The sequence below is a fragment of the Thermoanaerobacterium sp. RBIITD genome (assembly GCF_900205865.1).
In the GTDB taxonomy this organism is placed as follows: Bacteria; Bacillota; Thermoanaerobacteria; order Thermoanaerobacterales; family Thermoanaerobacteraceae; genus Thermoanaerobacterium.
Window position 1 is genome coordinate 550062 of record NZ_LT906662.1, and the last position, 12281, is coordinate 562342.

The 12281-nt window shown below is 33.6% G+C and carries 11 protein-coding genes and 1 riboswitch; of the genes, 2 read left to right on the plus strand and 9 right to left on the minus strand.

All coding sequences use genetic code 11. The features are described from left to right. Positions 1–4: 4 nt before the first annotated feature. From guaB to CPG45_RS02690, 5 genes are all read right to left on the minus strand, one after another. A complete protein-coding gene (gene guaB, locus CPG45_RS02665) occupies positions 5–1459 on the minus strand; it encodes an IMP dehydrogenase (RefSeq protein WP_096230501.1) in 1455 nt (484 codons plus the stop codon). Between the two features lie 94 nt (positions 1460–1553). Next, positions 1554–1651, minus strand: a riboswitch (purine riboswitch). Between the two features lie 136 nt (positions 1652–1787). After that, positions 1788–3416 (minus strand): chaperonin GroEL, encoded by a 1629-nt coding sequence (gene groL / locus CPG45_RS02670; RefSeq protein ID WP_096230502.1) that lies wholly within the window; start codon positions 3414–3416, stop codon positions 1788–1790. Between the two features lie 14 nt (positions 3417–3430). Further along, entirely contained in the window at positions 3431–3715 is a 285-nt protein-coding gene (gene groES / locus CPG45_RS02675; RefSeq protein ID WP_096230503.1) for a co-chaperone GroES, read from the minus strand. A 198-nt stretch (positions 3716–3913) separates the two neighbouring features. Further along, positions 3914–5038, minus strand: coding sequence for a hypothetical protein (locus CPG45_RS02680; protein ID WP_096230504.1), 1125 nt, complete (start codon positions 5036–5038; stop codon positions 3914–3916). Positions 5039–5669: 631 nt separating this feature from the next. Next, entirely contained in the window at positions 5670–5855 is a 186-nt protein-coding gene (locus tag CPG45_RS02690) for a hypothetical protein (RefSeq protein ID WP_096230506.1), read from the minus strand. Positions 5856–6152: 297 nt separating this feature from the next. Between CPG45_RS02690 and CPG45_RS02695 the strand changes: the two genes are divergently transcribed. Next, positions 6153–7394: a S8 family peptidase gene (locus CPG45_RS02695; RefSeq protein ID WP_096230507.1), complete on the plus strand. Its 1242-nt coding sequence runs from the start codon at positions 6153–6155 to the stop codon at positions 7392–7394. Positions 7395–7440: 46 nt separating this feature from the next. On the opposite strand, the gene CPG45_RS02700 is transcribed toward CPG45_RS02695, so the two are convergent. The 4 genes from CPG45_RS02700 to CPG45_RS02715 form a co-directional block, all read right to left on the minus strand. Further along, the gene (locus tag CPG45_RS02700; protein WP_231968951.1) at positions 7441–7953 is read right to left on the minus strand and encodes a hypothetical protein; all 513 of its coding nucleotides are present in this window, start codon (positions 7951–7953) and stop codon (positions 7441–7443) included. A 77-nt stretch (positions 7954–8030) separates the two neighbouring features. Beyond that, complete coding sequence (locus CPG45_RS02705; RefSeq protein ID WP_096230508.1) at positions 8031–8822, minus strand: ABC transporter ATP-binding protein; 792 nt, start codon at positions 8820–8822, stop codon at positions 8031–8033. Between the two features lie 15 nt (positions 8823–8837). Then, positions 8838–9698 (minus strand): ABC transporter permease, encoded by an 861-nt coding sequence (locus tag CPG45_RS02710; RefSeq protein WP_096230509.1) that lies wholly within the window; start codon positions 9696–9698, stop codon positions 8838–8840. Positions 9699–9719: 21 nt separating this feature from the next. Continuing rightward, positions 9720–10709: an ABC transporter substrate-binding protein gene (locus tag CPG45_RS02715; RefSeq protein WP_096230510.1), complete on the minus strand. Its 990-nt coding sequence runs from the start codon at positions 10707–10709 to the stop codon at positions 9720–9722. A gap of 297 nt (positions 10710–11006) precedes the next feature. Between CPG45_RS02715 and CPG45_RS02720 the strand changes: the two genes are divergently transcribed. Continuing rightward, the gene (locus CPG45_RS02720; RefSeq protein ID WP_096230511.1) at positions 11007–12191 is read left to right on the plus strand and encodes an ABC transporter substrate-binding protein; all 1185 of its coding nucleotides are present in this window, start codon (positions 11007–11009) and stop codon (positions 12189–12191) included. Positions 12192–12281: the final 90 nt, after the last annotated feature.

The window sequence follows — 12281 nt, forward strand, 5'->3', positions numbered from 1 at the left end:
TCCTTTATTTTATACTATAATTGGGAGCTTCCTTTGTAATTATTATATCATGTGGATGGCTTTCAGTTAATCCAGCATTGGTTATTTTTATAAATTTTGTTTTTGTTCTAAGTTCTTCTATATTGTGGACACCACAATAACCCATACCGGCTCTTAAACCGCCAATCATTTGATATACTGTGTCTTTAAGTGGGCCTTTAAATGGCACCCTACCTTCAACACCCTCCGGAACAAGCTTTTTAAGCCCTTCCTGGAAATAACGGTCAGAGCTTCCGCTTTTCATGGCACCAATAGAACCCATGCCTCTATATACCTTGTAGCTTCTTCCCTGGTATATCTCTACTTCACCAGGACTTTCTTCAGTACCTGCAAAGAGGCTTCCTATCATTACAGATGACGCACCTGCTGCAAGTGCTTTAACAATATCGCCAGAGTATTTTATTCCACCATCGGCTATTACCGGTATACCATGTTTATCGGCTTCTTCTGCACAATCATAAATTGCTGTAATCTGTGGAACACCAATTCCGGCTACAACTCTAGTCGTGCAAATAGAACCAGGACCTATTCCGACTTTAACACAGTCTGCACCTCTTTCAATCAGATCTCTAGTTGCATCAGCCGTTGCGACATTACCTGCTATTAGTTGTACATCTGGATACGCCTCTTTTATTTTTTCTACGGCATTTAAAACACCAACAGAATGACCGTGTGCTGTATCAACTACTATAACATCGACATTTACATCGACAAGTGCTTTAACTCTTTCTATCATATCTGATGAGACACCGACAGCCGCACCCACTAAAAGTCTTCCTCTTTCGTCTTTTGCCGAGTTAGGATATTCTACAGCTTTTTCGATATCTTTTATTGTGATTAATCCCATTAAATTATTGTCTTTATCAACAAGCGGAAGTTTTTCAATCTTATGCTTTTTGAGTATTTCTAATGCTTCATCAAGGGTAGTACCTACAGGTGCTGTCACAAGATTGTCCTTTGTCATTACCTCTTTTATAGGTCTTTCCAAATTATTTTCAAATCTAATATCCCTGTTTGTAATTATTCCTACGAGTTTATTATTTTTAGTTATAGGTACACCAGAGATTCTGTACCTTTCCATCAGCTCGACAGCATCTTGTATTTTGTGTTCCGGTGTTAGATGAAAAGGGTTTGTTATAACACCATGTTCAGATCTTTTCACCCTATCAACTTCTAAAGCCTGTTTTTCAATTGACATATTTTTATGAATTATGCCTATGCCGCCTTCGCGAGCTATCGCTATTGCAAGCTTTGATTCTGTAACCGTGTCCATTCCGGCACTAATTAATGGTATATTTAATTTTATTTTTTTTGTAAGACGTGTTTTTACGTCTACCTCCTTTGGCAATACATCAGACTTTGCTGGTATTAAAAGCACGTCATCAAATGTTAATCCTTCTTTTGCAAATTTATCTCCCATATTTATCTCCTTTCATTATTATAATATTATTTCCTTTAAATACATAATAAATAATAAAACCTGAACATAAAGAATTATTGTTCAGGCAAAAAAGAGTACGACAATAATTCCCCATAGTAAAGAGTTATGGCTCTTTGTAGATACTCCAGTGCCAATTCACCGGATTATATGCGGTATCATTTATCTATTAAATTATAAATCAATATAACAGATTTATATGTCTATGTCAACCATAAGATGCTTCACACTGAAAAACAGATGAATATTTTTATCATTTGTTCAAAAGTGCTGATGTAAAAAAATAACCGGGATAATCCCGGTTATTTTTTTACATCATATCCATTCCAGCGCCAGGTGCTGCTGGTGCAGGTGGATTCTTTTCAGGTATATCTGCAACAACTGCTTCTGTTGTAAGAATCATTGATGCAACAGATGCTGCATTTTGTAATGCTGACCTTGTAACCTTTGTTGGGTCAACAATTCCTGCTTTAAACATATCTACAAATTCTTCTTTGTATGCATCATAGCCAAATGTTACATCATTTGAAGCTTTTATTTTTTCAATAATCACAGAACCTTCAACACCAGCATTTGAAGCAATCTGTCTTACTGGTTCTTCAAGAGCTCTTAATACTATTTGAGCACCTGTCTTAAAATCGCCTTCTAATGAATCAACAACTTTTTGAACATCAGGTATGACGTCGAGTAATGCAGTACCGCCACCCGGTACAATACCTTCTTCAACAGCTGCTCTTGTTGCTGAAAGTGCATCTTCTATTCTATGTTTCTTTTCTTTTAACTCCGTTTCTGTTGCAGCACCAGCTTGAATTACCGCAACGCCACCTGAAAGCTTTGCAAGTCTTTCTTGTAATTTTTCTCTATCATAATCAGATGTCGTCTCTTCTATTTGAACTTTAATCTGATTTACTCTATTCTTAATGTCAGCGGAATTACCAGCACCGTCGACAATAGTTGTATTTTCTTTTGTAACTTTAACCTGTCTTGCACGTCCAAGCATCTCAATCTTTGTTTCTTTAAGGTCAAATCCGAGTTCTTCTGAGATTACCTGTCCACCTGTAAGAATAGCTATATCTTGTAACATCTCTTTACGTCTGTCGCCAAAGCCAGGTGCTTTTACTGCAACACATGTAAATGTACCTCTTAATTTATTCACAACAAGCGTTGCAAGTGCTTCACCTTCGACATCATCTGCTATAATAAGAAGTTTTTTACCTTGTTGTACAACTTGTTCAAGCAATGGCAGTAAATCTTGGATATTTGATAATTTTTTATCTGTAATAAGTATTACTGGATCATCAAGAACTGCTTCCATTTTTTCTGTATCTGTTACCATATATGGTGATACATAACCTCTGTCGAACTGCATACCTTCAACAACATCAAGGGTTGTTCCCATTGTCTTTGACTCTTCTACTGTTATAACTCCGTCTTTTCCTACTTTCTCCATTGCTTCAGCAATCAAATTGCCTATTTCTTCATCAGCAGCAGAAATTGAAGCAACATGTGCTATTGAATCTTTTCCTTCAACTTGTTTAGATATCCTTTTTAGGCCTTCAACAGCCGCATCAACAGCCTTTGCCATGCCGCGTCTTAGAAGCATTGGATTTGCACCAGCAGCTAGGTTCCTTAATCCTTCTAAAACCATAGCTTGTGCTAATACTGTAGCTGTTGTAGTACCATCACCAGCAACATCATTTGTCTTTGTAGCAACTTCTTTTAAAAGTTGTGCACCTTGATTTTCAAATGGATCTTCTAATTCCACTTCTCTTGCAATTGTTACACCATCATTTGTAATCGTAGGTGAACCATATTTTTTATCAAGAACTACATTACGACCTCTTGGTCCTAATGTCACTTTGACTGTATTCGCAACTGCATTGACACCTCTTTCAAGGGCCCTTCTTGCTTCTTCACCGTATTTTATCTGTTTTGCCATCTTTTTCTACCTCCTTATTCTACTATTGCTAATATATCGCTCTGCCTCAAGAGCAAATATTCCTGTCCATCTAATTTAACCTCTGTACCAGCATACTTAGAGAATATAACCTTATCTCCAACTTTTACTTCCAGCTCGACCTTTTTACCATCTATGTATTCTCCCGAGCCGACTGCAAGAACTTCTCCTTGTTGAGGCTTCTCCTTTGCGGTACCTGGTAATACAATTCCGCCTTTTGTAACTTCTTCAGCCTCTGTAGCTTTTACGACAACTCTGTCACCAAGTGGTTTTAATCTCATAATATCCCTCCTCAATTGTTGTTAGCACTCGTTAATTGTGAGTGCTAATTATTACACTTTTATATTAGTTTAATTGTAAGAACATAGCAAATCTTATTTTGCTTCATTTTTACTTATTTTGAGCAATTATTTAAGATTTTATCCATATATCTTTTAATTATACCGTTAATTTATGATTTACGTAAAAAAATGCAGGTTTTAATTTCCTGCATCTAAATCATCATTTTTAATTGTCTTCTCGTCATTTTTTTCTTTATCTACATTATTATTTGTTCCTTGTTGCTTTAAATAATTTATCATATTATACATAAACTGCTGTTGCTCTTTTGTAAGCATTGATTTTAGGTTATCCACAACAGCAGATTGTTGTGGTGATAAACCTAAAGGAATGTTATTGGCTTCAACGTCATTATTTTGGCTATTATCTATTGTATTATCTTTATTATTTATCCCTATTTCTTTTTCATCATCTTTATTAGTTCCTTTTTTGTTTTCATCATCTGCAGTATTTGACGGTGTGTTTATACGCTCTAAATTGTCTTTTCCTTTAATTAATTCTTTTTTTGATGTCAATGTTGCCATGTTATTTTTATCTGTTTCTTTGTTTATATTCTGTTGTTCATTTTTATCTTTATTATTCTTAGAGTTCATTATGTTTTCTGCTTTGTTCAATGCCTCAACAAGCTTTATGTTCTTTATTATCTTCTCTGCCATGTCCTGTTTATCATCTGGTATTATGGGTTTCACTGCTTCAAATATATCCAGAATTTTATCTATCATATTATTCTTATTATTTTCGTTATCATATTTTTTCATTTTTTCATTTAGATTTTGTATTCCTTCATGGAGTTTTATAAATTTATCTATTATTACCTGTTTATCTTCCTTCATATATGGTTTTACGGCTTTTAAGATTCCAATTTGGTCAAAATTGTCGTCCTCTTGGGTATCTGCATCTTGGTTTTGAAATTCGACTAATTGCCTATGACATTCTACGATCTCTGCTATTTTTGTAAATATATCTATGTAGTACTGTTCCTTTCTGTTTACATATGGTTTAACACTTCCCATAAAATTTTTTCCTTTTTCGATTATCTGAAAAATGTCAAACTTATTCTCGTTTTCGTCATTTTCTCCTTTATCTGAAGTTCCCTCACCTTTTTTCTCTTCGTTTTGATTCTTGCCATAGTTTTCATCATCTTCTTTTCCTTTATCAAGTAATTTTTTATTTTCTATGCTTAGTTCATCAAATAACTGGAATCTTACAAAAAAGATTATGAAAAGTTCGATTATCAGTATCTTTATAAGCTTTTCCTTATTCAAAATAAAACCCCCTGCTTTTAAAATTAACTTCATTTTAATATATGTATGGGACAGGTTTATTATCACCTGCCCCCATAAATTTTGCTAATACCCTATACAGTTCTGGTCGCGTTTATTAAAGAAAGGTTATATTATTTGTCTACTACAAATATTCCCGGTATAAACAGGAAAATGATGATTATTATTATTATAATCCATATCCAGGATCCGCCACACCAAGCTCCACCTTTTCCTTCTGGCATATTAAAACCCTCCTTTATTATTTGGCCTCATCGACCTAATACATTATACGTATTTTAATTAATTGTGTTACTCAAAATTCATCGTTACTAAAGACCATAAAAATCTTCTTGCTTTTTTACGTGGTTTATCTTGTTGTAAAGCGACTAATAGTACGAAGAAAAACAGCAAATCTTCGAACTCAAATTTAACATCCATTATGACCGTAAGGATGACAAAGAAAAACATCAGGGAATTACCTGTAATAGTCATAAAATCAGCTCCAATATTTTATTTTAATTCAGTATATTCATGAGCTTAATGTATTGATATTTGATTATTTTTAATATATAGTTATGACTATTTTTATTGAATAATAAAATGGTCCTACCAAAAGATAGGACCATTTTATTTATTTGACCTGATTTAGGAATAATCCCATTCCGCCATCCATGACTATTACAAGTAATACGAAGAAGAATAGCAATGTTTCCATTGACCAGTTGCCGCCAAAACAACCGCTGCCCATTAATACAACGAGTATTAAGAAGAAGAACAGCAAATTGCTTTCACCAAATACTGAACTTGTACCTGCCATAATGATCCTCCTTTTTATTATTTAAAGATTTCAAGCCTTTGGCTCTTCAACTATAAAACCTGGTACAAATAAGAAGATTATTAGTATTATTATAATGATCCAAATCCAACTGCCACACCATGCTGCACCTTTTTCTGTGGGCATATTAATATCCCCCTTTCGCATAATTTTATGTCAGGTCTTTTTTGACCTAATACATAATATGAAGTCAATAATATTTGTGACACTTTATTATTTTAAAAACTAACAAAAAATTATATTATACATATTCTGATATAAGAAAGGAGGTTTTAACTCATGGATATTTTTACTGCGTTATTATTTTCAGGTGCACTTAAAAATCTCTACTCAAAAGGAAAAATAGATACTCGATTATTAAAAAAAGCAACTATTTATAGAAGTGAATGTATAAGTGCAATTATTTACTCAAAAATGCCATACGAATTACTTAAGAAAAGTTTGGAAAACATAGGAGGATCTATAAAATATGAGTTACCCATCATAAATGGCTGGGCTGTAAACATACCTTGTAATAAACTCAATAATATCGCTTTAAACCGCGGTATCAAATTTATTGCAGAAGACTCAACAGTTAAAATGCAATTAAATATTGCAACACAAGAGATAAAATCCCATGAAGTGAACAGCCAAGGTTATACTGGAAAGGGTATTACAATCGCTTTTCTTGATACGGGAATATATCCCCATCCAGATTTTAGAAAACCAAATGACAGAATAATAGCCTTTCATGATATCGTAAATGGTAAAAAGAATCCTTATGATGATAATGGTCATGGCACACATGTTGCAGGTGATGCGGCCGGAAATGGATATACATCAGGTGGTAAATATAAAGGCGTTGCACCCGAAGCAAATATAGTCTCTGTTAAAGTATTAGATTCAAAAGGAAGCGGTTCATCTTCGGATATTTTAACAGGAATGCAGTGGATTTTGGATAATAAGGAAAAATATAATATAAGAATAGTTTCGTTATCAATCGGTGAAACTCCAACACTTCCTCCTTTTCTAGATCCACTTGTAAAAGGTGTTGAGAAACTGTGGAAACATTGTCTTGTCGTTACTGTCGCAGCAGGTAATTCAGGTCCAGCTATAAATTCAATAACATCGCCAGGTACAAGTAGAAATGTTATAACAGTAGGTGCCGTTGATGATAAGCGAACCATCGATGTCAGTGATGATGCGATAGCAAATTTTTCTGGAAGAGGATCAGCTTTTTTATATAAACCCGATGTCGTAGCACCTGGTGTGAAAATAGTTTCAACAGCATCAGGCAACGTACCAGTTGGTGCGGATGACAAGATCTTGCTGAACAGCGCATACAGAACTGCATCTGGTACATCAATGGCAACCCCTATTGTCGCTGGTGCAGCTGCACTTCTTCTTGAGAAAAATCCAAACCTCACAAATTATCAGATAAAAAATATTCTTAAATCAACATCTATTAATGTAGATCACTACAGTTATTATTCACAAGGATATGGTATGATAAATATAGAAGAAGCCTTAAAAAAAGTTTGAGGGCTTAAAAGCCCTCATTTACTTTTTGATGTACATCATTATTTAATTAAATATTATCAGGTTCTGGCTCTTTTACATCTACATCCAAAATATTCGGTACCGGAAGCCCCTTTATTAAATTTGCTGTTGCAGCAGGTATAAAAGTATATGTGAGTGCTGCATATATAGCGTATAGATATTGTAGATTAGAAAAACCAAGCAATGTCAATATAGCAAATATTGCAAGACCAAAAAAGGCTTCTTTAGAAATACCTTGCGGTGGTGGGAATATCATATGAGGAATATTCTCCTGTGGCTCTGACAGTGTTATAGATTTAGCAGAATAAATTCCATATATAGCAGGGAAAAATGAAACAACATCAGATGCCGCTACAAGTGCATTAAGTGCTACGGCTGATACTTTAGTATCATTCACAAGTATTATAAGAAACAGAAATAAAATAAACTTCGCTATAAATATTGGCTGTATATCACCGTCAGTTTCTCTTAACAATGTTGCAAATGCTTCAATAAGCCTCTCAATATCTATTTCTCCTTTATAACCTTTTATATCAGCCAATTAAAACACCTCATTCCCTGATAAAAGTAACCTTAAATCATTATATTCAATTCAGGAAATGTGTGTGAGAATATACTTTATGCCAGCATTGCCCTGTCATCTACAAATTCACTACCGTTCACTTCATTAAACATTCTCAGAAGTTTTTGCACAGTCATATTTTTCTTTTCTTCCTTTAAATCAAGTACAATTTTCCCTTGATGCATCATTATTAGCCTATTTCCGAATTCTAAAGCATGTTCTAAGTTATGTGTAACCATTAATGTTGTAAGCTTATTTTCCTCAATAATTTTATTTGTAAGGTCATTTATTATATTAGCTGTTCTTGGGTCGAGGGCCGCCGTATGTTCATCGAGAAGTAAAAGTTTCGGTTTTGCTAATGTCGCCATCAAAAGTGTAAGTGCTTGTCTTTGACCACCTGATAAAAGCCCAACTTTTGTTTTAAGCCTATTTTCAAGTCCTAATCCAAGTTGTGCTAATTTATCTCTAAATAAATCCCTGTTTCTCTTATTAAGTCCCATTTTTAGACTCAAGCCGTAACATTTTGAATATGCAATAGATAAATTTTCCTCAATTGTCATAGATGGTGCAGTTCCTAGCAATGGGTTTTGAAAGACACGTCCAATAAAATTTGATCTTTTAAATTCCGGATATGATGTCACATCTAAATTATCTAATGTTATAGTTCCACTATCAACTGGAAATACTCCGGCAATCAAATTTAGAAGCGTAGACTTTCCTGCTCCATTGCTGCCCACTATTGTTATAAAGTCCCCATTATTAACCTCTAAATTGAGATTTTTGAATATTTGATTTTCATTTGGAGTATTTTTATAAAATGCCTTACATACATTATTAAGCTTCAACATGTTATCAACTCCTTATTAATTTGAGCTTAATACGGTTTTTTTAAGCCCTGGTAGTGATAGAGCTATAACAACAAGTATAGCAGTTAATAATTTTAAGTCAGTTGGATCAAATCCAATTGAAAGCGCTACAGCAATAGCACCTCTATAAATTATTGAACCTACTACTGCAGAGATTATAGCCCACAATATATTTCTTTCTCTGAATAACGCATCACCAATTATAACTGATGCAAGCCCTGCTACAATGGTTCCGATACCCATACCTGCATCTGCAAATCCTTGGCTTTGTGAAACAAGTGAGCCCGATAATGCAACAAATGCATTTGATATTATAAGTCCTAAGGTAATTGTCGTATTAGTATTTATTCCCATACTCCTTATCATCTGCTGATTGTTTCCAGTAGCTCTAAGTGCAAAGCCTACACCTGTTTGTAGAAAATAATTTGTTAATATTATTAATAAAATTATAAGAAGACCAAAAAATATTATATACTTATAATTATTTGCAAATCCTACATAATCAAAAACTGTTTTATCACTAAGAAGTGAAATATTTGACTTACCCATTATTCTTAAATTTATAGAATAAAGGGCAGTCATTGTTAGAATACCTGCCAAAAGCTCTGTTATTTTTAACTTAGTATTTAAAAAACCTGTAATAAAACCAGCAATACCACCAGCAATTAAAGCAACAAAAATAGCTATAATCGGATTTACACCACTTGTAATGAGTTTTGCTGTGACAGCAGCTCCTAATGGAAAACTACCTTCAACTGTTAAATCTGCAAAATTAATTACTTTAAATGATATATAGACACCAAGTGCCATTATTCCGTAGACAAGCCCTTGTTCTAATGTTGAAATGGCAAAAGACATATAATAACCTCCATTTAATTTCTATTTAATGACATCCTGTGCTTTCTTCATTACAGAATCAGGAATCTTAAGTCCAATAGCATCTGCTTCTTTCTGATTTATTATAAGCTGTAAATTTTGAGCCGTTTCTACCTTGATGTTTTCAGGCTTCTCACCTTTTAATATCTTAATAGCCATTTTACCAGCTTGATAACCAAGATCACTATAGCTTATTCCAATTGTTGCAAGGGAACCGCCTTCAACCATTCCTCTTTCAGCAGCTATTACCGGAATCTTTTCGTTATTTGCCACTTTAATTATTGCAGCGACAGATGATGCTACTGTATTATCTGTTGGTAACCACATTGCATCTACTTTTCCTACAAGCGATTGTGCCGCTTGATTTACTTCATTGCTGTTTGAAACAGTAGCTTCTATAATGCTAAACCCAAGTGATGAAGCAGCCTCTTTTGCAATTTTGACTTGCACTGTTGAATTAACTTCACCAGCATTATATATTATTCCAATCTTTTTAGCTTGTGGTACTAGATCTTTTATAAGTTTAAGTTGATCTTTTATTGGTTCCATATCAGACGTTCCTGTTACATTTGTACCTGGCTTATCTAAGGATTTCACAAGTCCAGCTGCAACAGGATCCGTAACGGCTGTAAAAACGATAGGTATAGTAGATGTTGCTTTTTTAACCGCTTGTGTAGTAGGTGTTGCTATAGAAAATATCAAATTTACATTTTTATCTACAAATTTCTTTGCTATTGTCTGTGCGGTAGCCATATCACCTTGTGCATTTTCTTTAAGGAATGTCACATTCTTCCCATCTTCATAACCGCCATCTTTAAGCGCTTTGATAAACCCTTCTCTCGCACTATCAAGTGCAGGATGTTCCACAATTTGTGTTATACCAATAGTTATCATTTTTTCCGTACTACCGTTGGACGCTGCCCTGTTTACACAACCAGTAAGGGTAGTTGAAAAAATAAAAAAAGCTGCCATCACACATAAAACTTTTTTCATAAAATAATTCCTCCTGTTTTACATGGCAACAAAACAAAATCTACCGTGCTACCATGCTATATTTTTTTCTTTTATTTATTAATAGTATGACAAAAATTTTAACAAGTCAATAAAATTTTTTTGCAATATTTATTAGAAAATTTGAATATAGTTTAAAATAATTAATCTTGAATGAAAGTTTGTCTTAAAATATAATTATAGTAAATTTAGAAAACGCGTTTATACTATTATTTATGACTTACCTACCGGTAGAAAAAAAAAGTAATATTAAATATTTTATTCAATTGGAGGATTTTTATGAAAAAATCATTTAAATTATTTTCTTTAGCATTGAGTGGTATTATGCTCGTTTCATTATTTTCAGGTTGTACTAAAAATACTACGGCATCATCAAGTAATAGTAAACAAATAAATATAGGAGCTATATTTGAATTGACCGGACAAGTCGCCTCATATGGCACATCTGAGTACAATGCCATAAAACTTTATATTGATGATGTTAATAAAAGTGGTGGTGTTCTTGGAAAACAAATAAATTTAATAAGGGCGGATAACAAATCTGCATCAGATGAATCAATAAATCAAGCTACAAAGCTTACCGTGCAGGACAAAGTAGTGGCAATTTTAGGACCTGCCACAACGGGTAATACAAAAGCGGCATCATCTATAGCCTTAGATAAAAAAATTCCTCTTATAACACCATCTGGGACATCCTTTGACGTTACTGTCGATTCTAATACAAACAAAGTAAAAGGTGAGATTTTTAGAACGTGCTATACAGACCCATATCAAGGAAAAGTTATGGGAGAATTCGCAGCAAAAGATTTAAATGCAAAAACTGCTGTAATATATATTGATGATAAAAGTGATTATAGCAAAGGTCTTGCAAAGAGCTTTAAAGAGCAATTTGAAAAACTTGGTGGTAAAGTAATTGACCAAGAAGCTTATGTAGCAAATGACCAAGACTTCAAATCGACCCTAACAAAAATCAAAGGTCTGAATGCAGATGTAATATTCGTTCCTGGATACTATCAAGATACAGCCAAAATTGCAAGGCAAGCAAGGGAAATGAATATAAATACACCACTACTTGGCGGAGATGGTTGGGATTCGCCAGATCTTCTAAAAATAGCTGGTCCAGCTGCATTAAACAATGTTTATTATAGCAACCATTTTATATCATCAGATCCAGATAGCACTGTACAAAATTTTATTAAGAGATATAAAGATGCCTATGGAACAGAACCAGATGCTTTTGCTGCACTTGCATATGATTCTGCGGGAATGCTCATCCAAGCAATAAAAAATGCAAATTCAGAAGATCCTGCAAAAATAACAGATGCATTATCAAAACTTAAAAACTTTAAGGGCGTAACAGGAACAATCTCAATAGATGATCAGCATAATCCAATAAAGCAAACTGTAATTGTAGAGCTTAAAGACGGAAAACAAACGCTCAAAAAGAAGATAAGTGCAGAATAGGAGTCATAAAGTTGCAATTTAGAAATAATTAATTCAAATTTTATTCTTGACTCTATTGAAAATTTTTAATATAATGTTTATAAATATTTT